28 protein-coding genes are annotated in these 19,055 nt (G+C 61.6%); 25 read left to right on the top strand and 3 right to left on the bottom strand.

The genetic code is table 11. The features are described 5' to 3' along the window. Positions 1–12: 12 nt before the first annotated feature. The 17 genes from rplP to SPBM01_RS20160 all read left to right on the top strand — a co-directional run bounded on the left by rplP (position 13) and on the right by SPBM01_RS20160 (position 9,719). Positions 13–444, top strand: coding sequence for a 50S ribosomal protein L16 (gene rplP, locus SPBM01_RS20080; RefSeq protein ID WP_007707896.1), 432 nt, complete (start codon positions 13–15; stop codon positions 442–444). Between the two features lie 3 nt (positions 445–447). Beyond that, a complete protein-coding gene (gene rpmC, locus SPBM01_RS20085) occupies positions 448–651 on the top strand; it encodes a 50S ribosomal protein L29 (protein WP_056691689.1) in 204 nt (67 codons plus the stop codon). Between the two features lie 12 nt (positions 652–663). Next, positions 664–927 carry a 30S ribosomal protein S17 gene (gene rpsQ, locus SPBM01_RS20090; protein ID WP_188063219.1) on the top strand — a complete coding sequence of 88 codons (264 nt, stop codon included), beginning with the start codon at positions 664–666 and terminating at the stop codon, positions 925–927. Positions 928–1,092: 165 nt separating this feature from the next. Further along, the gene (rplN, locus tag SPBM01_RS20095; protein WP_188063220.1) at positions 1,093–1,461 is read left to right on the top strand and encodes a 50S ribosomal protein L14; all 369 of its coding nucleotides are present in this window, start codon (positions 1,093–1,095) and stop codon (positions 1,459–1,461) included. After that, entirely contained in the window at positions 1,461–1,772 is a 312-nt protein-coding gene (gene rplX, locus SPBM01_RS20100; RefSeq protein WP_188063221.1) for a 50S ribosomal protein L24, read from the top strand. Before rplN ends, rplX begins: the two co-directional genes overlap by 1 nt. Further along, positions 1,772–2,347, top strand: a complete 576-nt coding sequence (gene rplE, locus SPBM01_RS20105) for a 50S ribosomal protein L5 (RefSeq protein ID WP_188063222.1) — start codon at positions 1,772–1,774, stop codon at positions 2,345–2,347. The genes rplX and rplE overlap by 1 nt, the downstream gene beginning before the upstream one ends. 51 nt (positions 2,348–2,398) lie before the next feature. Then, positions 2,399–2,704: a 30S ribosomal protein S14 gene (gene rpsN / locus SPBM01_RS20110; RefSeq protein ID WP_188063223.1), complete on the top strand. Its 306-nt coding sequence runs from the start codon at positions 2,399–2,401 to the stop codon at positions 2,702–2,704. Between the two features lie 12 nt (positions 2,705–2,716). After that, a complete protein-coding gene (gene rpsH, locus SPBM01_RS20115) occupies positions 2,717–3,112 on the top strand; it encodes a 30S ribosomal protein S8 (protein WP_188063224.1) in 396 nt (131 codons plus the stop codon). After that, positions 3,112–3,645 (top strand): 50S ribosomal protein L6, encoded by a 534-nt coding sequence (gene rplF, locus SPBM01_RS20120; RefSeq protein ID WP_188063225.1) that lies wholly within the window; start codon positions 3,112–3,114, stop codon positions 3,643–3,645. Before rpsH ends, rplF begins: the two co-directional genes overlap by 1 nt. Before the next feature lies 1 nt (position 3,646). Beyond that, positions 3,647–4,000, top strand: coding sequence for a 50S ribosomal protein L18 (rplR, locus tag SPBM01_RS20125; protein ID WP_188063226.1), 354 nt, complete (start codon positions 3,647–3,649; stop codon positions 3,998–4,000). A 2-nt stretch (positions 4,001–4,002) separates the two neighbouring features. Then, complete coding sequence (rpsE, locus tag SPBM01_RS20130; protein WP_188063227.1) at positions 4,003–4,728, top strand: 30S ribosomal protein S5; 726 nt, start codon at positions 4,003–4,005, stop codon at positions 4,726–4,728. Between the two features lie 5 nt (positions 4,729–4,733). Next, on the top strand, positions 4,734–4,913 hold the full coding sequence (gene rpmD / locus SPBM01_RS20135; protein ID WP_056691667.1) for a 50S ribosomal protein L30: 180 nt from the start codon (positions 4,734–4,736) through the stop codon (positions 4,911–4,913). 278 nt (positions 4,914–5,191) lie between these two features. Next, positions 5,192–5,731 carry a 50S ribosomal protein L15 gene (rplO, locus tag SPBM01_RS20140; protein ID WP_188063228.1) on the top strand — a complete coding sequence of 180 codons (540 nt, stop codon included), beginning with the start codon at positions 5,192–5,194 and terminating at the stop codon, positions 5,729–5,731. Positions 5,732–5,925: 194 nt separating this feature from the next. Continuing rightward, entirely contained in the window at positions 5,926–7,290 is a 1,365-nt protein-coding gene (gene secY / locus SPBM01_RS20145; RefSeq protein WP_188063229.1) for a preprotein translocase subunit SecY, read from the top strand. A gap of 44 nt (positions 7,291–7,334) precedes the next feature. Then, positions 7,335–7,991: an adenylate kinase gene (locus SPBM01_RS20150; RefSeq protein WP_188063230.1), complete on the top strand. Its 657-nt coding sequence runs from the start codon at positions 7,335–7,337 to the stop codon at positions 7,989–7,991. Between the two features lie 35 nt (positions 7,992–8,026). Continuing rightward, positions 8,027–8,566 carry an ATPase gene (locus SPBM01_RS20155; protein WP_188063231.1) on the top strand — a complete coding sequence of 180 codons (540 nt, stop codon included), beginning with the start codon at positions 8,027–8,029 and terminating at the stop codon, positions 8,564–8,566. A gap of 121 nt (positions 8,567–8,687) precedes the next feature. Further along, positions 8,688–9,719, top strand: coding sequence for an acyltransferase family protein (locus SPBM01_RS20160; RefSeq protein ID WP_188063232.1), 1,032 nt, complete (start codon positions 8,688–8,690; stop codon positions 9,717–9,719). 37 nt (positions 9,720–9,756) lie between these two features. Here SPBM01_RS20160 and SPBM01_RS20165 read toward each other — a convergent pair whose 3' ends face one another. After that, positions 9,757–10,527 carry a penicillin-binding protein activator LpoB gene (locus tag SPBM01_RS20165; RefSeq protein ID WP_410483015.1) on the bottom strand — a complete coding sequence of 257 codons (771 nt, stop codon included), beginning with the start codon at positions 10,525–10,527 and terminating at the stop codon, positions 9,757–9,759. A 174-nt stretch (positions 10,528–10,701) separates the two neighbouring features. Here SPBM01_RS20165 and lepA point away from each other — a divergent pair, with 174 nt between their 5' ends. The 3 genes from lepA to SPBM01_RS20180 all read left to right on the top strand — a co-directional run bounded on the left by lepA (position 10,702) and on the right by SPBM01_RS20180 (position 13,639). Beyond that, the gene (lepA, locus tag SPBM01_RS20170; RefSeq protein WP_188063234.1) at positions 10,702–12,510 is read left to right on the top strand and encodes a translation elongation factor 4; all 1,809 of its coding nucleotides are present in this window, start codon (positions 10,702–10,704) and stop codon (positions 12,508–12,510) included. A gap of 29 nt (positions 12,511–12,539) precedes the next feature. After that, a complete protein-coding gene (locus tag SPBM01_RS20175) occupies positions 12,540–13,019 on the top strand; it encodes a hypothetical protein (protein WP_262504275.1) in 480 nt (159 codons plus the stop codon). A 113-nt stretch (positions 13,020–13,132) separates the two neighbouring features. After that, positions 13,133–13,639 (top strand): hypothetical protein, encoded by a 507-nt coding sequence (locus SPBM01_RS20180; protein WP_188063235.1) that lies wholly within the window; start codon positions 13,133–13,135, stop codon positions 13,637–13,639. Positions 13,640–13,725: 86 nt separating this feature from the next. On the opposite strand, the gene SPBM01_RS20185 is transcribed toward SPBM01_RS20180, so the two are convergent. Continuing rightward, the gene (locus tag SPBM01_RS20185) at positions 13,726–14,232 is read right to left on the bottom strand and encodes a hypothetical protein (RefSeq protein ID WP_188063236.1); all 507 of its coding nucleotides are present in this window, start codon (positions 14,230–14,232) and stop codon (positions 13,726–13,728) included. A gap of 245 nt (positions 14,233–14,477) precedes the next feature. After that, positions 14,478–15,026 carry a nuclease gene (locus SPBM01_RS20190; protein WP_188063237.1) on the bottom strand — a complete coding sequence of 183 codons (549 nt, stop codon included), beginning with the start codon at positions 15,024–15,026 and terminating at the stop codon, positions 14,478–14,480. Positions 15,027–15,163: 137 nt separating this feature from the next. Between SPBM01_RS20190 and SPBM01_RS20195 the strand changes: the two genes are divergently transcribed. The 5 genes from SPBM01_RS20195 (at position 15,164) to SPBM01_RS20215 (ending at position 19,030) form a co-directional block, all read left to right on the top strand. Beyond that, positions 15,164–15,550: a PH domain-containing protein gene (locus SPBM01_RS20195; protein WP_188063238.1), complete on the top strand. Its 387-nt coding sequence runs from the start codon at positions 15,164–15,166 to the stop codon at positions 15,548–15,550. Between the two features lie 170 nt (positions 15,551–15,720). Further along, on the top strand, positions 15,721–16,404 hold the full coding sequence (locus SPBM01_RS20200; protein WP_188065857.1) for a hypothetical protein: 684 nt from the start codon (positions 15,721–15,723) through the stop codon (positions 16,402–16,404). A gap of 44 nt (positions 16,405–16,448) precedes the next feature. Further along, positions 16,449–17,600, top strand: coding sequence for a cupin domain-containing protein (locus SPBM01_RS20205; protein WP_188063239.1), 1,152 nt, complete (start codon positions 16,449–16,451; stop codon positions 17,598–17,600). A 4-nt stretch (positions 17,601–17,604) separates the two neighbouring features. After that, a complete protein-coding gene (locus SPBM01_RS20210; protein ID WP_188063240.1) occupies positions 17,605–18,147 on the top strand; it encodes an rRNA large subunit pseudouridine synthase E in 543 nt (180 codons plus the stop codon). 484 nt (positions 18,148–18,631) lie between these two features. Next, on the top strand, positions 18,632–19,030 hold the full coding sequence (locus tag SPBM01_RS20215) for a VOC family protein (RefSeq protein ID WP_056688298.1): 399 nt from the start codon (positions 18,632–18,634) through the stop codon (positions 19,028–19,030). The last annotated feature ends 25 nt before the right edge of the window (positions 19,031–19,055 follow it).

Below are 19,055 nucleotides of genomic sequence, written 5' to 3' on the forward strand. Positions count from 1 at the left end.
GGTAATAGCGTCATGCTGCAACCGAAGAAAATGAAGTTCCGCAAGACCTTCAAAGGTCGGATCAAGGGCGATGCGAAGGGCGGCACTGCGCTGAACTTCGGATCCTATGGTCTTAAGGCGATGGAGCCGGAGCGGATCACTGCGCGTCAGATCGAAGCGGCTCGCCGTGCGATCACTCGCCACATCCGTCGTCAGGGCCGTTTGTGGATCCGCGTGTTCCCCGACGTCCCCGTGACGAAGAAGCCGGCGGAAGTCCGTCAGGGTAAGGGCAAGGGTTCGGTCGAATATTGGGCGGCTCGCGTCGCTCCCGGCCGTATCCTGTTCGAACTGGACGGCGTTCCCGGTCCGCTCGCAGCAGAGGCCTTCTCGCGCGCCGCGATGAAGCTGCCCATCAAGACCAAGGTCGTTGCCCGCCTCGGCGACACCTCGCATCTGGAGGGTTAAGTCATGGCGAACGTTGCTGACCTCAAGACCAAGACGGACGACGAACTGTCGACCGAACTCAACAACCTGAAGCGCGAGCAGTTCAATCTGCGTTTTCAGGCGGCCACCAACCAGCTGGAAAAGCCCAGCCGGGTCAAGGAAGTCCGCCGCTCGATCGCGCAGATCAAGACCCTGCAGACGGAGCGTAACAGCTCCGCCGCGAAGTAAAGGAAACACACGATGCCCAAGCGCGTGCTGACGGGAACTGTGGTTTCCGACAAGGCCGACAAGACGGTGGTCGTTCGCGTGGAGCGCAAGGTAAAGCACGCGCTCTACGGTAAGATCATTCGTCGCTCGAAAAAATATCATGCCCATGACGAGGGCAATGTCTACAAGGAAGGCGAGACGGTCCGCATCGAGGAAACCGCTCCGATTTCCAAGCTCAAGACCTGGAAGGTCATCGAGCGCGTGGACACCCACAAGTCGCCGGAAACGGCGGCCTGAGGGAAAGCTCACCGACTCTTTGAGTCTAATTGCGACGCGGGGCTGGCCTTTTCGATCAGAAAGGGTTACAGGCCCGCGCTTCGCGTATGACTCCTAGGGTCCAGGCACGAAATTCGGAACCGCCGGGAATCTTCCCGGTAGGCCAAATAAGAAGGAACCGGATCCATGATCCAGATGCAATCCAATCTTGACGTCGCTGACAACAGCGGCGCCAAGCGCGTCCAGTGCATCAAAGTGCTGGGCGGGTCGAAGCGTCGCTTCGCTGGCGTAGGCGACATCATCGTCGTTTCCGTCAAGGAAGCCGCGCCACGCGGCAAGGTTAAGAAGGGTGACGTGCATCGCGCGGTCATCGTTCGCACCGCCAAGGACATTCGTCGCGCCGACGGCAGCGTCATCCGTTTCGACGGTAACGCCGCTGTCCTGATCAACAAGAATCAGGAGCCGATCGGCACGCGCATCTTTGGCCCCGTGGTTCGTGAGCTGCGTGCAAAGCAGCACATGAAGATCATCTCGCTTGCTCCTGAGGTGCTGTAATGAGCGCTGCTAAGATCAAGAAGGGCGACAAGATCGTCGTCCTCGCTGGCAAGGACAAGGGCCGCACTGGTTCCGTGCTCCAGGTGCTTCCCAAGGACGACAAGGTCCTGGTGGAAGGCATCAACGTGCATGTGAAGCACCGCAAGCCCGACCAGGCCAATCCGCAGGGCGGTATCGAGCGCAAGGCTGCGCCGCTCCACATTTCGAACGTGGCGGTCGCTGACAGTGATGGCAAGCCGACGCGCGTTCGCTTCGAGGAGCGCGACGGCAAGAAGGTTCGCGTCGCCGTCAAGTCCGGTGAGGTGCTGTAATGGCTGATACTTACATTCCGCGCTCCAAGGCGCTCTATGACGCTGAAATCGTGAAAGCGATGACCGAAAAGTTCGGTTACAAGAACGTTATGGAAATTCCCCGGATCCAGAAGGTCACGCTCAACATGGGTGTGGGCGAAGCGACCCAGGATAAGAAGAAGGTCACGTCGGCCGCCGAGGAAATGGAACTGATCGCTGGTCAGAAGCCGGTCATCACCAAGGCGAAGAAGTCGATCGCACAGTTCAAGCTGCGTGAAGGTATGCCGATCGGTGCGAAGGTTACGATGCGCCGCGAGCGCATGTATGAATTCCTTGACCGTCTGATCAACATCGCGCTGCCTCGCGTGCGCGATTTCCGTGGTCTGAACCCCAATAGCTTTGATGGCCGTGGCAATTTCGCCTTTGGCATCAAGGAGCAGATCATCTTTCCGGAGATCAGCTATGACCGCGTCGATAATGTTCGCGGCATGGACATCATCGTGACCACCACTGCGAAGACGGACGACGAGGCGCGCGAGCTGCTGCGCCTGTTCGGTTTCCCGTTCCCGCAGGAAGAAGAGAAGCAGGCGGCCTAAACGGTCCCGCTTCTCTCCCCCACCGTTAGGCTAAGGAAGAGAACTTAAGTCATGGCGAAACTGAGTTCGATCAATAAGAACGAGCGCCGCAAGCAGTTGGTAAAGAAATATGCCGGCCGTTATGCGAAGCTCAAGGCGATCGCGAATGATACCAGCGCAGACGATACGGATCGTTTGATGGCGCGTCTGAAGATGGCGGAAGTTCCGCGTAACGGCAACCCGACTCGCGTGCGTAACCGCTGCGAACTGACGGGGCGCCCGCGCGCTTATTACCGCAAATTCCGGCTCTGCCGCATTCAGCTGCGCGATCTGGCCAACAAAGGCCTGATCCCCGGCGTCACCAAGTCGAGCTGGTAAGGATATCATCTCATGGCATTGACCGATCCCCTGGGTGACATGCTCACCCGCATCCGTAACGGGCAGCAGGCGAAGAAGGACAGCGTTATGTCCCCCGCTTCCAAGCTGCGCGCTCGCGTGCTCGACGTGCTTCAGCGCGAAGGCTATATCCGTGGTTATTCCGAGGAAACCCTTGGTGCCCACCCCGGCCTGCGCATCGAACTGAAATATTTTGAAGGCCAGCCGGCCATCAAGCATGTTGCTCGCGTGTCCAAGCCTGGCCGCCGCGTCTATTCGGGTTCCAAGGAACTGCCGATCGTGCGCAACGGCCTGGGCATCACCATTGTCTCGACGCCCAAGGGTGTTCTGTCCGACGCGGAAGCGCGTGAACAGAATGTCGGCGGCGAAGTACTCGCGGAGGTGTTCTGATGAGCCGCACGGGTAAAAAGCCGGTTGCCGTCCCTGCGGGCGTCACCACGTCGATCGAAGCCGGCCAGCTGTCGGTCAAGGGCCCCAAGGGTACCCTGGCCATGCCGCTGTCGGACGAAGTGACCTACACGCTCGAAGACGGCTCCGTCACGGTGAAGCCTGCAAATGACGGCAAGCGCGCTCGCGCTTTCTGGGGTATGCAGCGCACTCTGATCCAGAACCTGATCACTGGCGTGACCGAGGGCTTCTCCAAGAAGCTCCTCATTACGGGCGTTGGTTACCGCGCCAACTCGCAGGGCAAGACCCTGAAGTTGCAGCTTGGCTACAGCCATGACGTCGATTTCGCGATCCCTGAAGGGATCGAGATCAAGACCCCGGATAATACCACGGTCGAGATCAGCGGGATGGACAAGCAGCAGGTCGGTCAGGTCGCTGCCGAGATCCGTCGCTGGCGTAAGCCCGAACCCTATAAGGGCAAGGGCATTAAATACGCTGGCGAGTTCATCTTCCGCAAGGAAGGGAAGAAGAAGTAAGATGGCAAAGCTTTCCCTCTTCGCGCGGCGTCGCCGCCGCGTTCGCACCGCGCTCAAGGCTGTTTCGGGCACCCGCCCGCGCCTCAGCGTCCACCGTTCTGGCCGTCACATCTACGCCCAGGTCATTGACGACGTCGCCGGTACAACCGTCGCTGCCGCCTCGACCCTGGACAAGGATGTGCGCGGTAAGACCGGTGCCACTTCCGAAGCTGCTGCTGATGTCGGCAAGCGCGTTGCCGCTGCGGCAACGGCTGCTGGCGTCACGCGCGTCGTTTTCGATCGTGGTGGCTTCCTTTTCCATGGCCGCGTCAAGGCGCTGGCCGATGCGGCCCGTGAAGCCGGGCTGGAGTTCTGAGCATGGCTGACGAAAACACCATCGAAACCGGCACGCCTGTCGAAAGCGCGCCTGTCGAAGCGACCGAAGGTCGCGGTCCCGGCCGTGGCGGTCGTGGCAACCGTGGCGGCGGCGGCGATCGCAACCGTGGCGAGCGTGGCGGCCGTGGCCGTCGCGACGACCGCCGTGGCGGCAATCGCGATGAAGATCAGGGCGAAGAACTGATCGAAAAGCTGGTTCACATCAACCGCGTCAGCAAAACCGTAAAGGGCGGTAAGCGCTTCGGTTTCGCGGCTCTGGTCGTCGTTGGCGACGGTAAGGGTCGTGCGGGCTTTGGTCATGGCAAGGCGCGCGAAGTGCCTGAAGCCATCAGCAAGGCGACGGCTGCTGCCAAGAAGGCAATGGTTCGTGTTCCGCTTAAGGAAGGCCGCACGCTGCACCATGATGGCCTGGGCCATTTCGGTGCCGGCAAGGTGACGGTTCGTTCGGCTCCGGCCGGTACGGGTATCATCGCAGGTGGTCCGATGCGCGCTGTGTTCGAAAGCCTCGGCGTTGCAGACGTCGTGACCAAGTCGAACGGCACGTCGAACCCCTACAACATGATCCGTGCGACTTTCGCTGCACTTGGCGAACAGACCAGCCCCAAGTCGGTGGCGCAGCGTCGCGGCAAGAAGGTCGCTGACCTTCTGCGTCGCGGTGGCGCTTCGGTCGAAGTCGCGGCGGCTGATGCCGACGCGATTGTGGAGTAAGCGACATGGCCAAAATCAAGATCAAACAGATCGGTTCGCCGATCCGTCGCCCCGCCGACCAGAAGAAGATTCTGATCGGTCTGGGCCTTGGCAAGATGAACCGCGTGGTGGAACTTGAAGACACCGCCGAAGTGCGCGGTGCGATCAAGAAGCTGCCGCACATGGTGGCGGTCGTCGAAGGCTGAGCCTTCCGACCCGATGAAAAGAGGCGAAGGAGGGGGTGACCCCTCTTTCGTTTTTTTCAGAGGCGCGTTACAGGCGCGCTTCTGAAAATCCCAGCATAGGCAGGGATCTCATGCCGGATGGCGCGTCCTTGCAAGAGGAAACCCCCGGCTCTCACTGGCTGGCTGCACCCGCAAGGGCGCGTCCAGATCAACCCGGCCCCAGCCTCCGCTGGGGCATCGGTATGATTGTCCAAAGACAATCATACCTCGCGCGAACCAAGCGAAAGCGAGTGCACGATATGACTTTCAAACTGAATGACATCCGCGACAATGATGGCGCCCGCAAGGGCCGTATGCGCGTTGGACGCGGCATCGGCTCCGGCAAGGGCAAGACTGCCGGTCGCGGTCAAAAGGGCGCCAAGGCGCGTTCGGGCGTCGCCATCAACGGGTTTGAGGGTGGTCAGATGCCGCTCCACATGCGTATCCCTAAGCGTGGCTTCAACAACATCTTCGCGAACGATTATGCGATCGTGAACCTGGGTGCCGTGCAGGTGGCGATCGACGCCGGTAAGCTGGACGCCAATGCGACCATCGACCAGGCAGCCCTTAACGCTGCCAACCTGACGCGCGGTGGCAAGGACGGCGTCCGTCTGCTGGCCAAGGGCGAACTGACCGCGAAGGTCAGCTTCCTGGTTGCCGGCGCTTCCAAGAGCGCGATCGAAGCGGTCGAGAAGATCGGTGGTAAGGTCGACGTGATCGAATTCATCCCGGCTGCTGAAAAGGCAAAGGCGAAGAAGGGTACCACTCTGGCCGCCAAGAAGGCCGCTCGTAAGGCCTGATCTGCCTTTCTGAGACTTGCAAGCGCGGCCCCGCTGCCCGATATGGGTTGGCGGGGTCGTGCGTATCGGGGGCCAGCTTTGTCGTTTGTGCGGCAACTCCCCGTTCGACACGCCGGACCCGTCCCGCTAAGGGATGAGCGATTCCGCGCCGGAGCATGTGCTTTCCGGCCAGAGTGATTTGAAGGGCAGCCACCATGGCATCGAGAGCCGACCAGCTCGCATCCAATCTCAGCCTCGCGAAGTTCAGCCAGGCGACCGACCTCAAGAAGCGCCTGTGGTTTACACTGGGCGCCTTGATCGTGTTCCGTTTCCTCAGCTTCGTGCCGTTGCCCGGCGTCGATCCGACGGCCTTGTCGCAGTTGTACAGCCAGACCAATGGCGGCATCCTCGACATCTTCAACACCTTCTCCGGTGGGTCGCTGTCGCGCATGAGCCTGATCGCGCTGGGCGTGATGCCTTATATCACGGCGTCGATCGTCGTGCAGCTTGCCGCCAGCCTCTCGCCGCAGCTTGCTGCGATCAAGAAGGAAGGCGAGAGCGGTCGCAAGAAGCTGAACCAGTGGACGCGCTACGGCACCGTCGGCCTGACCGCCGTGCAGGGCTATTTTATTGCGGTGGGTCTTGAAAGCTTCGGCGCGCAATCGGGTGTAGCGGCGGTCATCGAGCCGGGCCTGCTGTTTCGCCTGACGGCGGTCGTATCGCTGATCGGCGGCACGATGTTCCTGATGTGGCTGGGTGAGCAGATCACTTCGCGCGGGATTGGCAATGGCGTATCGCTCATCATCATGGCAGGCATCGTTGCGCAATTGCCGGTGACGCTCAGCAACCTGTTCAAATCTGGCAGTGAAGGGTCGATTTCCGGTCTGCTCATCATGCTGGTCATGATCATGGCAGTCGGTCTCGTCCTTTTGATCTGCTTCATGGAGCGTGCGCAACGCCGGGTACTGATCCAATATCCCAAGCGTCAGACCCGCCAGGGTTTGATGCAGGCCGATCGCAGCCATTTGCCGCTCAAGGTGAATACCGCTGGCGTCATCCCGCCGATCTTCGCCTCGTCGTTGCTGCTGATGCCACTGACGATCTCGCAGTTCGCGGGCCAGACAGTTGCAGGCGAAAGCAAATGGGGCGACTTCGTCCTGACGTTGAACCAGTATCTGTCGCATGGCAGCCCGGTCTATATGGGTCTTTATGGCCTTGGCATCGTATTCTTCTGCTTCTTCTACACTGCCGTGGTGTTCAACCCGGAAGAGACGGCAGATAATCTCAAGCGCAATGGCGGCTTCATTCCCGGCATCCGTCCGGGCAAGAATACCGAGCATTATCTGGATTATGTGCTGACGCGCATCACGGTGATCGGCGCTGCCTATCTGGCCTTCATCTGCCTGGTGCCGGAGTTCGCAATCGCCAGGGCGGGAATTCCATTCTACCTTGGTGGGACTAGCCTGTTGATCGTCGTCAATGTTACGGTGGATACCGTGACCCAGATACAGAGCCATCTGCTCGCCCATCAATATGGCGATCTGATCAAGAAGGCGAAGCTAAAGGGCCGGATGCGCTAAGCGCGACGACAGATAAAGCGCAAAAATAGGGGAGTATGCGCGCGATGAACATCATTCTGCTTGGTCCTCCAGGTGCGGGCAAAGGGACGCAGGCTACGCGCCTGGTCGACAGCCGTGCCATGGTTCAACTCTCGACGGGCGATATGCTCCGTGCCGCCGTGAAGGCCGGAACGCCCGTGGGCCTTCAGGCCAAGGCGCTGATGGAAGCGGGCGCATTGGTGCCTGACGAAGTCGTGTCCGGCATCATCGGCGAAGCGCTCGACGCGCTATCGCCGGATACCGGGGTGATCTTCGATGGCTATCCCCGCACGGAAGCGCAGGCCCATTCGCTCGACACCATCCTGGCCGATCGCAAGCGGTCGCTCGATCATGTCATCGAACTGGAAGTGGACGAAGACGCGCTGGTCGAGCGTATCACTGGCCGCTTCACCTGCGCCAGTTGCGGCGAAGGCTATCACGACCTGTTCAAGGCACCCAAGGTCGATGGCGAGTGCGACAAGTGCCAGGGCCATGAGTTCAAGCGTCGCCCCGATGACAATGAGGAAACGGTGCGCACGCGCATGGCCGAATATCGCGCCAAGACGGCGCCGATCCTGCCCATCTACGAAGCGCGCGCTATCGTGTCGCGGGTGGACGGGATGGCGGACATGAACGATGTCAGCCTTGCCGTTGCCGCTATCTTGGATGGCGAGGCGGCCTGAGCTAATCTCCTCCTTTCAATTGGGGAGGGGTTGTGATGCGCATGGCGAAACTATTGGCATGGGCCGGAGCAGCGATGGCAGTTCCGGCCCATTGTGCTGTCACGGCGACCAGCGATATCGGTTTCGCGACCCAAAGCAGCATGGAGATTGCCGCCGACGCGCAGACTGTCCATGGCTTGCTGGTAAAGCCTGAGCGGTGGTGGAACGGTGCGCACACCTACAGTGGCGACGCGGCGAATTTGCGAATCGATGCGCGCGCCGGGGGCTGTTTTTGCGAGACGATTCCTGCACCCGCTGGACAGGCGGGCAGCATAGAACATGGCCGGGTCATCGCCATCATGCCTGGCAAGCAGCTGCGCCTCTCGGCCGCCTTGGGTCCGCTGCAAAGCGAGGGAGTGATTGGCACGCTCGATTTCGTGATCATGCCGTCGGGCAAAGGCGTTCGCGTCACCATGACCTATGTCGTGGGTGGCTATCTGCGCAGCGGTCCGGCCCGGATGGCCCCTCTGGTCGATCAGGTGTTGAGCGAGCAGTTGCAGGGGCTGAAGCGGGCAAGCGAGGCACCCGCATTATAACCCTCCACCCCAGTCAGAGCGACCGTCTGCAATAAACGGGAAATAAAAAAGCTGGGCCGATCCGGCTATATTAACTGCGATATTAACGGATTCATTGCTGCGATATTGCTATGGCATGGCAATGGCCGGATCTTCCCCATCCCGCGCTCGCCTGACCGAGCTGGACGCCTTGCGCGGTATCGGGGCGCTGTGCGTGCTGGTATTTCACTACAGCACGCGCTTTCACGAAATCTTCCCACAGGCCAGTCATGTCCCTTTTACCTTTCCGGGCGGGAATTACCGGGTTCTGCTGTTCTTCACCATTTCGGGCTTTGCCATCTTCTTCACATTGGAGCGGATCGGGTCCGTTGCGGATTTCATTGTCAATCGCTTTGCGCGGCTTTACCCGGCCTATCTGGTGGCGATGTTGCTGACGCTGTCGATCGAATATCTTGCCCATGCCACGCGGCTGCTGATCGGTCCGGCGGCGATTCTGGCCAATTTCACCATGTTGCAGGGCTTTGCCTTTCTGCCCGAAGTGGATGGTGCCTATTGGACGCTGACGATCGAGATTGCATTCTATGTGTGCATGATCGCGCTGTGGCGGTTCGCCGGGTTGAAGCGGTTGGAGCCTGTCGCAGCGCTGTGGCTGGGGGTGCGGTGGGTCTATGCGCTGTGGCCCGATATGCCCGAACGTATCATCATGCTGCTGGTGCTGCGTTACCTACCTTTCTTCGTCATCGGGATGCTGTCCTACCGGGTGTGGGCGGGGCAGCGGCGTTGGCGGCAACAGGCGCCCTATGCCCTGCTGGCGCTGGCGTCGGTGGCGACGATCGAGACATGGGATGTGACGCTGGTCGCTTGCGTCCTGCTGGTGGCCTTTGCGGCGCTGATCGCGGGGCGGCTGCGTATCCTGTGCCTGCGTCCGCTCGTCTGGCTGGGCGGGATCAGCTATTCCTTCTACCTGATCCATCAACATGTCGGTTTCGTCGTCATGCTGGAGATCGCAAAGGCAGGCTATAGCCCATGGCTGGGCTTCTTTGCCGCCTTTGCTGTAGCGTTGATATTGGGGACGCTGATCAACCGGCTGGTCGAGCGGCCTGCGGGGGAGGCGATCCTTGCTTGGTGGAAGCGTCGTCGCGCCCGGCAATGCGTGACCATCGCCCCGGCCTGAGAGCGAGGGCGCTGCCGGACTGGCAGCGCCCCTTTCATCACTTGGCGAGCGGTGCGGCCGCGGCCGCGTTTTCGGGCAGCCCGCCCATTTGCGTCACCATCTTGGTATAGGCGTCCAAATAGGCCAGCACGATGACCTGACCGATGTCGGTGCTTTGATAGCCACCGCCACCGACCGCCGCCAGGCCGCCCATCCAGCCAAGGCCGCCACCGCCGCCGAAGCTGAGGTCGGATTTGCGGAAATAGCCTTCGGCCATCACTTCTTCTTCGGTGGTGCGGGCGTTGACGACCGACAGCATGACGTTCGCCTCGCTCTTTTTGACCGAGATGCCGCCCAGCAGCGCGCCGCCGATCCGGCCACCCAGCATCCCGCCCAGCATCCCGCCAATGGCGTTGCCGCCGCTATTCTTGTTGGTGGTCACGATGTCTGGCTGGATGAAATAGTCCGCTGCCTTGACCTGTCCCTTGCCCAGGTTCGACCCGGCCTGCAATTCGCCGGAGTCGGCCATTGCCCGTTCCAGATTGCGGCTGGCCATGGAGCGGCCGCGATTGACCAGACCGAAACAGCCGGACTGTTGCACGAACAGTTTGATGATCGCTTCGGGGCTGCCCAGATTGAGTTCGCGCCACCATTGATTGTCCGGTTCCACGATGGCGACGGTGCCAAGGCGTTTGGTGCAGCGGGGAATTTCCATCTGCTTCTTGGTCTGGGCCTGCCGACCCGACGACCCCCTGTCCGCCGCCATCACCGGGCTTGCGACCATGGTCAGCGCGGTGGTGAGGGTCATGAATTTCGTGAAAATCCGCATCTTGTGCATCCCCGTTTAGTTGCCGAAGTCCTGTTTGATACGCGCCCCGATTTTCCATCCCGACTTTAGCACATGCCCGATACTGTTCAAGGCAAGGCGCGGTATAGGACAGGCCTTTTATCGGTCATGCGCGATCCTGCTGACAGGGCCGACGACTCCTGCTATCGGCGCGCAATGACGCAGCTTAGCCACATCCGTAACTTTTCTATCATCGCCCATATCGACCATGGCAAGTCCACGCTGGCCGACCGCCTGATCCAGCGGACCGGCGGCCTGACCGACCGTGAAATGAGCGCCCAAGTCCTTGATAACATGGACATTGAGAAGGAGCGCGGCATCACGATCAAGGCGCAGACGGTGCGCCTCGACTATGTCGCCAAAGACGGCCAAACCTATGAACTCAATCTGATGGACACGCCGGGGCATGTCGACTTCGCCTATGAAGTGTCCCGTTCGCTGGCCGCGTGCGAGGGCGCTTTGCTGGTCGTGGACGCGGCGCAGGGCGTGGAAGCGCAGACGTTGGCCAATGTCTACCAGTCGATCGAGCATGATCATGAGATCGTGCCGGTACTCAACAAGATAGATCTGCCGGCTGCGGAACCCGAAAAGGTGCGCAAGGAAATCGAGGATGTCATTGGCCTGGACGCATCCGAAGCGGTGCTGGCCAGTGCCAAGTCGGGCATTGGCATCGACGAGATTCTGGAAGCCATCGTCAAGAAGATCCCGCCGCCAAAGGGGGACCGCGACGCGCCGCTGGAGGCGATGCTGGTCGATAGCTGGTACGACCCCTATCTGGGCGTCGTCATCCTCGTCCGTGTGGTCAATGGCGTCATCAGGAAGGGGCAGGCGATCAAGTTCATGATCGGCGGCACCGAACATCTGATCGACCGGGTCGGATGTATGCGGCCCAAGATTGAAACGCTGCCCGAACTGGCAGCGGGTGAGATTGGCTTCATCACCGCACAGATCAAGGATATCACAGAAACGCGCGTCGGCGACACCATCACCACAGTGAAGAATGGCGCGTTGAAACCGCTGCCGGGCTTCAAGGAAGTGCAGCCGGTGGTGTTTTGCGGGCTGTTCCCGGTGGACGCCAACGACTTCGACAAGCTGCGCGATTCGATCAGCAAGCTGCGCCTGAACGATGCGTCGTTCAGTTTCGAGATGGAAAGCAGCGCGGCTTTGGGCTTTGGCTTCCGCTGCGGGTTCTTGGGGTTGCTGCATCTGGAGATTATTCAGGAGCGGCTGACGCGCGAATATGATCTGGACTTGATCACCACTGCGCCGTCGGTGGTCTACAAGATCCAGCTGACTTATGGCGCGGGCGAGATCGAGCTGCACAACCCGGCCGACATGCCCGACCCGACGAAGATCGCGGATATCGAGGAGCCGTGGATCGAGGCGATCATCTATTGCCCCGACGAATATCTCGGCTCCATCCTGAAACTATGTCAGGACCGGCGTGGCATCCAGAAGAACCTCACCTATGTCGGCGGACGGGCGCAGGTGACCTATGAACTGCCGCTCAACGAAGTGGTGTTCGATTTCTACGATCGGCTGAAGTCGATCAGCCGTGGCTATGCCAGTTTCGATTATCACCAGATCGGTTATCGCGAAGGCGATCTGGTCAAGATGAGCATCATGGTCAATTCGGAAGCCGTCGATGCGCTGTCCATGATCGTCCATCGCGGCACGGCGGAATCGCGCGGGCGCGGTATGTGCGAGCGGTTGAAGGATCTGATCCCCCGCCATCTGTTCAAGATCCCGATTCAGGCGGCGATCGGTGGCAAGGTGATCGCGCGCGAAACGATCGCCGCGATGCGGAAGGACGTGACCGCCAAATGCTATGGCGGCGACATCAGCCGCAAGAAGAAGCTGCTCGACAAGCAGAAAGAAGGCAAGAAGCGGATGCGCGAATATGGCAGTGTCCAGATTCCGCAGGAAGCCTTCATCGCCGCGCTGCGCATGGGCGACGAGAACTGATCGACCCGCGCGCCGCGCTCACCGGACAGTTGGTTCGGATCGAGCGGGCGGCGGCGTTTCTGGCCAATGGCATGTCGCTGGGCCGCTGTCCGCGCGCGGCGGCGCGGCGACGCGGCGCGATGCCCGCCAAGATGATCGGCAACGGGTTGCGCGAACTCGACCTGTTCCTGACCGACCTGATCGTGGAAGCGCAGCGCGTGAACCGGCTGGGCGCGGGCGCGGGCGCGGACCCCGGCGTGCATCCGGGGCGGCGGATTTACAGTGCGGCAGAAGCATGGCGACGCGCGGGCGGTCCGCTGGGGCTGGCAGGCGTGGAGTGCGCGCGGTTGCGAAGGATGCGGGCGGCGCAGAACCGGCTATGTTTCGGGCGATTGCGCGGGGGCGACGCGGAAGCGGCGATGGTGCGCGATTGCGGGGAATATGCGCGGTTGGCGGGTGTTGTGCTGGCGGCGGTGGCTTCGCGCCATTCGCAGCTATTCAGCGGCTTGATCATTGAGCCTAAAAGCTGACATAGTTTTTCCGTCAACCAGCGCGCGCGAATGGTGGCATTGAAGCTCGACACTGGTGCCGTCGCAAGTCTCGCGATAAAAGGCGTTCGGAAGTAGGACTACAAGGGGTAGCGATGGACATTGTTTCCGGCATTGGCGCCGTAACGTCGGCACTTGGCATTGCCAAGACCCTGCGTGGCATCGAAAAGACCTATGATGAAGCGACGTACAAGGCACAAGTCGCGGATCTCATTAACGCATTGACTGACGCCAAGCTGGCGATGGCTGATGCCAAAGAAAGTCTTGCTGAGAAGGATAAGGAAATTGAGCGGTTGAGGGCCAGCTTTGAATCTAAGGCGAGGCTTGTTCTAGGTGACGGTGGCTATAGTTATTTGACTGATGAACAGTCCAATCCCTTGGGCTATCCAGTTTGCCCGAAGTGCGAACAAGTCAACGGCCGGATTATCCAGACTAAGGAGCATGAAAGCAGCGGGAAGGCCCGGTGTCCCGCCTGTAGCGACGTTTACACGCCCGTAATCTGCTACCTCCCCAAAGGTAGCGGTTATGTAACCAAGCAAGATAAAGAAAGCGCCGATTGGAGTGCGGCAATGTCGAGTTCTCGCACTAGCCCCTACTTTTAACGATTTTGCTAGGCATGAGAGGCGAGACGTCCGCTTTGGCTTGCGGCTCTCTCGAAAGCCGTTCGTCGGCTCTCGGCCCCCCCCCCTCACAACTCCCCAATCCTCGGCCCGCCCTTCGCCGCCTCATCGCCACCCGCCACTCCTTGCCCTTGCGCATACCAGCGTTCGAACGCCAGCCGTTCGTCGCCCTGGATGGTGCGCGGGCCGCGTGGGTCGGCTTCTTCCTTCGCGCGGAGGCGGCGGATTTCGGCCAGGACGCGGTGCATATGGGCGAGGGCGTCTTCGCTGCCAGGGCCGCCTTTTTGCTGATGTTCCTTGAAGGCGGCATATTCGACCGGGTCGACGCCCTGGGGAATGAAGCGACCCGCCGCGCGGCTGCGCAGCAGGAACATCAATAGCGCGTCATTATAGGCGCGGCGGGTGCCGACCAGCTTGCCATGGCTGTAGATTGGCATTTCCACACCATAAAGCGCGCGTTCCATCGCCACATCTTCCAGTCGGGCGATGCCATGGCCAAGCGCGGCGCGCCAGGCTTCGTTGAAACCGTTCGCGCCCTTTTGCCGCCGCAACTGATAGGCGCTGTCCGCCGACATGCCCACCTGCGCGGCGGCTCGTTTGACCGATCCGCTATCGGCCAGCGCGGCGATGAAGGCGTGCTGGCGCTCCGGCGTCCAGCCATCGGCGCGGAACCGGGGTGAAATCCGGCAGCGAGGCCGGCGCGATCCGGCGGGTCATGGCATGTTTCTGCATGGGCAAGCATATAACCTATATGGTTATATGTAGGATAGGCCTAAGGCATATTGCGACGCAGGTGTCGGCGGGAAGCTCTCGGTCGGCCCTAAGCGCCCGCGCACCAGTTGATCGGCGTACGCGACCATGGCTTTGCGTAGCGTTTGAGGATCATGAGTTGGCCTAGCGATACGCCGTCGCGCACCAACAGGCGAGCGGACGTATCTGTGTCCGCGCTGTCGGGGAGAGCCTGAAAACTGCCGCCGTTCAGCATGGCGGCGAGCGCGATGCGGCCCTCATGCGCGCGCTTTGCCTCGCACGCCGGGCCGGTCTGGCTTGGCACGCGAATGTCGGACAGGTGGTAACGGCGCCCGGCATAGGCGTAACTGTCGGGGGAAAGGACGCAGGCCTGGCCCCTGGGATCATCGCACAGGGCAAATTCGGTGGTGATGAGCGTGGCCGTTTCCGCAGGCGCCATGTTGCCGGTGGAAGCGGGCATCGCGGTGCGGAACAGGAAAATCGCCGCGCCCGCGACTATCAGCGCCAGCAGGACCATGCCGATCGGCACGATGCGCGATCGGCTTTCGGGAGTATCGTCCGCTGCTTCGTCCGATTGGTCGGGCGTGCGGTCACCAAGGTCGTACAGGTTGCGGGCCATGAGCGGTTTTCCAGTAATATATGTAAGTTTAGCGCTATCGGTGCAAAGATTTCGTTAACCAGCGGGCCGGGCGCTGGCAGCTTGACGCAAGGGCGGGCGGCGTGGTGAAAGCGGGCGGGCAAGGCAATGGAGGCGGCATGAGCGAGGCATGGTTGTATGACGAGCATCCCGCGATGTTCCGGGCGCATCCTTTGCTGTTCACGCTGCTGCTGGTGTCGGTGGTCGGCATCGTGGCGATCGGCATTTGGTGGGTGCTGCACAAGGGCGAACGGCTGGCGCTGAGCGAGCGGGAAGTGCTGCTGGAGCGGGGCTTGCTGGCCAAGCAGCGCACGGAAGTGGCATTGTCGAGCATCCGCAGCGTGCGCATTACCCAGAGCCTGGGCCAGCGCCTGTTCGATGTCGGCCATGTCGAATTGTTCAGTGCGGGCGATGTCGCCGAAATCGCGGTGAAGAACATGCCGCGTCCGGGCCGGATTCGCGCGATCGCGGCAGCGCGCAACCTGGATCTTTTGCCGCAACGATAGGCTATTCGCATCGCCGCCCTTGACTTGGGCGCAATTATTCCAACGATAGCAATCATAAGGGAGCCGCCAGAGAGCATCCCCGCAGGCAGGATGGACGCCAGGAAAGGACGCCGGTTGCATCACGCGACACGGCGATCGAAAGGGACGTCTGCATGGTGGGCTTGCGCGTGATGCCGTCATTACTGGACCTGACGGCGCAGCAGCGGGCGGACATCCGCCAGGCGTGCAGCTTTGCCTGCGTGCGGTGCGGGGTCACTATCTATCGCTATCTGGGCCTGCCCGACGGGCCGGGCGCGACATTGCTATGCCCCACCTGCCACGGGCTGGTCGAGGAAGGGCGGCTGACCCCGACGCAGGTGCATAGTTTCCACGCCAACCCGGTGGTGCGCCAGCGCCATTTCGCGCGCGACCGTCTGCCCTTTTCCGCCGAATTGCCGCAACTGATCGTCGGGGGATCGCGCCTGCTGCGCGACACGCCGATACCGATCATGCTGGATGGCGAACCGATCCTGATCTTTGCCCCGCCGCGCCGGACCAATGGCGCGACTCGCATCAGCGTGCGGCTGGGCGGGGCGGATGGCGAGCCGGTGCAAGTGATCGACGGCAATGAATGGATGCCGACCGATGGCAGCTGGCACTTCCTGCTGCGCGGCGACCGTTATTCGATGATGGCGGCGCGGGGCGATGGCCTGGCCGTGCTGCGCGTGGTGACGCGCAACCGGATCGCGGTGGAACATTTGCGCACCACGATTCGCGGGCGACGACTGGAAGTGACGCCCGACTGGCTGGAAATCGACGGCAAACGTTATGTCGACCGGATCGGCAGCGGGACGCTGATCGGGCTGGAGTTATAGCGGGCGCTTTTGACACTCGGGGCGGATAGGCCCAAGGCGGGCCGATGCAACTGACCCATTTCGATATCGACATTTTCCTGCGCGACCATTGGCAAAAGAAGCCGGCGCTGATCCGCAATCCGTGGGACCAGTGGCGCAACCCGCTGGACCCGGACGAGCTGGCCGGGCTGGCGTGCGAAGATGGCGTCGAATCGCGCCTGATCCGCGCGACCGACACGATGCTGGCGATGGAAAGCGGGCCGTTGCCGCAGGACCGCTTCGGTGCGCTGGGGCGGGAGCCGTGGACGTTGCTGGTGCAGGCGGTGGACCAGATGGTGCCGGACGTCGCGGCGCTGATCGAACCGTTCCGCTTCGTGCCGGACTGGCGGATCGACGATGTGATGGTCAGCTATGCCACCGATGGCGGCGGCGTGGGCGCGCATTTCGACCAGTATGACGTGTTTCTGATTCAGGGGCTGGGGCGCAGGCGATGGCGGGTGGGGCCGCGTTGCGACGCGGCGACGCCGCTGTTGCCACATGACGATTTGCGCCTGATCGCGGATTTTCAGGCGACCGACGAATGGGTGCTGGAACCGGGTGACATTCTCTACGTCCCGCCCTGCTTCGCGCATGACGGCGTGGCGGCGGGCGATGATTGCATGACCTATTCGATTGGATTTCGTGCGCCATCGCGCGCCGAACTGGTCGAACATTGGAGCGAGCAGCTGGTCGACGCCCTGACCGATGAAGATCGCTATGCCGACCCCGATCTGGCGCGGCAGGACCATCCGGGGGAAATTGCTCCGGCGGCGATCGGCAGGCTGCATGGGCTGGTGCTGGAATCGCTCAATGACCGGGATGCCTTTGCGCGCTGGTTCGGGCAATATAGCAGCCAGCCCAAATATGCCGACACCGATTGGCGGCCCGAAGAAGCGGCGGACAGCGACCTGATCCGCGCGCTGATCGCGGCGCATGTGCCGTTGTGCCGCAATCCTGCGAGCCGTTTTGCCTTCATGGCGCGGGGGGCGGACGGAGTGACGCTGTTCGTGGACGGGCAGAGTTTCGACTGTGCGGGGGAGGGCGCGGCGTTCGCGCGGGCCGTGTGCGGGCGGGGGGATATGGATGTCGATCCGGCGCTGGCCGGGTCGGACGCCGCCGTGGCGCTGATCGCGGCGCTGATCGACCAGGGCAGCCTGGCCTTTGACGAGGGGGAGTGACGATATGGCGCTGATTTTGTTCAACAAGCCGTTCAATGTGCTGTGCCAGTTCACCCCGGAGTCGAACGGGCCGGAACGCGCGACGCTCAAGGATTATATCGCCGTGCCGGGCGTCTACCCCGCCGGGCGGCTGGACACCGATAGCGAAGGGCTGCTGCTGCTGACCGACGATGGCCGGTTGCAGGCGCGGATCGCCGACCCCCGGTTCAAGATGGCCAAAACCTATCTGGCGCAGGTGGAGGGCGAACCGGACGAGGCGGCGCTCGACGCGCTGCGGCGCGGCGTGACGTTGAAGGACGGGCGGACCCTGCCCGCCGAAGTCGAGCGGATCGACGACCCCGCTTTATGGCCGCGCGACCCGCCGGTGCGGTTTCGCAAGACGGTGACCGATTGCTGGATCAGCCTGACCATCCGCGAAGGCAAGAACCGCCAGGTCCGCCGCATGACCGCCGCCGTGGGCCATCCCACGCTGCGGCTGGTGCGCTGGCAGGTGGGCGAATGGACGCTGGACGGCGTGGAGCCGGGGACCTGGCGGGATGTTGGGTGAGGGAAGGGCAGGATTGACTGGCCGCCCGCTGCGCATCCTTGCCAAATCTGCAAAGTTCACACCGTCGCAGGCTCCGCATTTGCGCGAGGACGGACGGGTAGCGCGGATTTCGCAATAGGAGAATTTTTGCGAAGTGCGGGGCAAGGCGCATGGACGCGCGGGGAGGATGAGGCGGACGGGGAGAAAGAGCAGAGCGATAGTGGTATGAGGTGAGGGTGTAGGACAGGGGTGTTGTGGCCGATTTCGGAATGTCGGCTCACCGGAGGGTAAGAAGGCATAGCCGCCGGTCCTCTCTGGGGCAGGCGACACGATCGTAGGCGGCAATAGCTGCCTGTCGCCCATTGGCCAAGGTGCGACCTCTGTCCCTATCGATTCAATCATGCCAACGTCAGCCCAACGATCCAAGCGTGACCGCGCGTTCGATCCTGCTATGGCCGAGGCGGGCAGTGTTCAATCATGGCGTGGCCCAAGTAGGAGAAGATGCATGCTTTTTCACACGATGGTGGGGTCGAACGACATCGACCGGGCGAAGCGCTTTTACGACACGGTGCTCGGCACCCTCGGAGTTGGGGAGGCGACGATCAACGTGGCCGACAGTGGCCACACGCGCCTGATCTACAACAGTGGAAATGGGGCCAATTTCATTGTCACCCAGCCCATCAATGACGAACCGGCATCCGTCGCGAATGGCAGCACCGTTGCTTTTTCATGCGATTCGCCAGAACAGGTGAAGCAGTTTCATGATGTTGCAGTCGCCAATGGTGGCACGTCGATCGAGGTAGCGCCCGGTCCTCGCGAAACAGCGTCTATGGGTACGATCGTACTCGCGTACTTCCGCGATCCAGATGGAAACAAGCTATGCGGCATCCACTTCCCCAAATAACCCTGCTTTGCATCGTTTAGCCTGA

The sequence above is a fragment of the Sphingobium sp. KCTC 72723 genome (assembly GCF_014280435.1).
In the GTDB taxonomy this organism is placed as follows: Bacteria; Pseudomonadota; Alphaproteobacteria; order Sphingomonadales; family Sphingomonadaceae; genus Sphingobium.

Coding starts and splice junctions, on each gene's coding strand:
- rplP (WP_007707896.1), top strand. CDS start 13: ATGCTGCAACCGAAGAAAATGAAGTTCCGCAAGACCTTCAAAGGTCGG.
- rpmC (WP_056691689.1), top strand. CDS start 448: ATGGCGAACGTTGCTGACCTCAAGACCAAGACGGACGACGAACTGTCG.
- rpsQ (WP_188063219.1), top strand. CDS start 664: ATGCCCAAGCGCGTGCTGACGGGAACTGTGGTTTCCGACAAGGCCGAC.
- rplN (WP_188063220.1), top strand. CDS start 1,093: ATGATCCAGATGCAATCCAATCTTGACGTCGCTGACAACAGCGGCGCC.
- rplX (WP_188063221.1), top strand. CDS start 1,461: ATGAGCGCTGCTAAGATCAAGAAGGGCGACAAGATCGTCGTCCTCGCT.
- rplE (WP_188063222.1), top strand. CDS start 1,772: ATGGCTGATACTTACATTCCGCGCTCCAAGGCGCTCTATGACGCTGAA.
- rpsN (WP_188063223.1), top strand. CDS start 2,399: ATGGCGAAACTGAGTTCGATCAATAAGAACGAGCGCCGCAAGCAGTTG.
- rpsH (WP_188063224.1), top strand. CDS start 2,717: ATGGCATTGACCGATCCCCTGGGTGACATGCTCACCCGCATCCGTAAC.
- rplF (WP_188063225.1), top strand. CDS start 3,112: ATGAGCCGCACGGGTAAAAAGCCGGTTGCCGTCCCTGCGGGCGTCACC.
- rplR (WP_188063226.1), top strand. CDS start 3,647: ATGGCAAAGCTTTCCCTCTTCGCGCGGCGTCGCCGCCGCGTTCGCACC.
- rpsE (WP_188063227.1), top strand. CDS start 4,003: ATGGCTGACGAAAACACCATCGAAACCGGCACGCCTGTCGAAAGCGCG.
- rpmD (WP_056691667.1), top strand. CDS start 4,734: ATGGCCAAAATCAAGATCAAACAGATCGGTTCGCCGATCCGTCGCCCC.
- rplO (WP_188063228.1), top strand. CDS start 5,192: ATGACTTTCAAACTGAATGACATCCGCGACAATGATGGCGCCCGCAAG.
- secY (WP_188063229.1), top strand. CDS start 5,926: ATGGCATCGAGAGCCGACCAGCTCGCATCCAATCTCAGCCTCGCGAAG.
- SPBM01_RS20150 (WP_188063230.1), top strand. CDS start 7,335: ATGAACATCATTCTGCTTGGTCCTCCAGGTGCGGGCAAAGGGACGCAG.
- SPBM01_RS20155 (WP_188063231.1), top strand. CDS start 8,027: ATGCGCATGGCGAAACTATTGGCATGGGCCGGAGCAGCGATGGCAGTT.
- SPBM01_RS20160 (WP_188063232.1), top strand. CDS start 8,688: ATGGCCGGATCTTCCCCATCCCGCGCTCGCCTGACCGAGCTGGACGCC.
- SPBM01_RS20165 (WP_410483015.1), bottom strand. CDS start 10,527: ATGCGGATTTTCACGAAATTCATGACCCTCACCACCGCGCTGACCATG.
- lepA (WP_188063234.1), top strand. CDS start 10,702: ATGACGCAGCTTAGCCACATCCGTAACTTTTCTATCATCGCCCATATC.
- SPBM01_RS20180 (WP_188063235.1), top strand. CDS start 13,133: ATGGACATTGTTTCCGGCATTGGCGCCGTAACGTCGGCACTTGGCATT.
- SPBM01_RS20185 (WP_188063236.1), bottom strand. CDS start 14,232: ATGTCGGCGGACAGCGCCTATCAGTTGCGGCGGCAAAAGGGCGCGAAC.
- SPBM01_RS20190 (WP_188063237.1), bottom strand. CDS start 15,026: ATGGCCCGCAACCTGTACGACCTTGGTGACCGCACGCCCGACCAATCG.
- SPBM01_RS20195 (WP_188063238.1), top strand. CDS start 15,164: ATGAGCGAGGCATGGTTGTATGACGAGCATCCCGCGATGTTCCGGGCG.
- SPBM01_RS20200 (WP_188065857.1), top strand. CDS start 15,721: ATGCCGTCATTACTGGACCTGACGGCGCAGCAGCGGGCGGACATCCGC.
- SPBM01_RS20205 (WP_188063239.1), top strand. CDS start 16,449: ATGCAACTGACCCATTTCGATATCGACATTTTCCTGCGCGACCATTGG.
- SPBM01_RS20210 (WP_188063240.1), top strand. CDS start 17,605: ATGGCGCTGATTTTGTTCAACAAGCCGTTCAATGTGCTGTGCCAGTTC.
- SPBM01_RS20215 (WP_056688298.1), top strand. CDS start 18,632: ATGCTTTTTCACACGATGGTGGGGTCGAACGACATCGACCGGGCGAAG.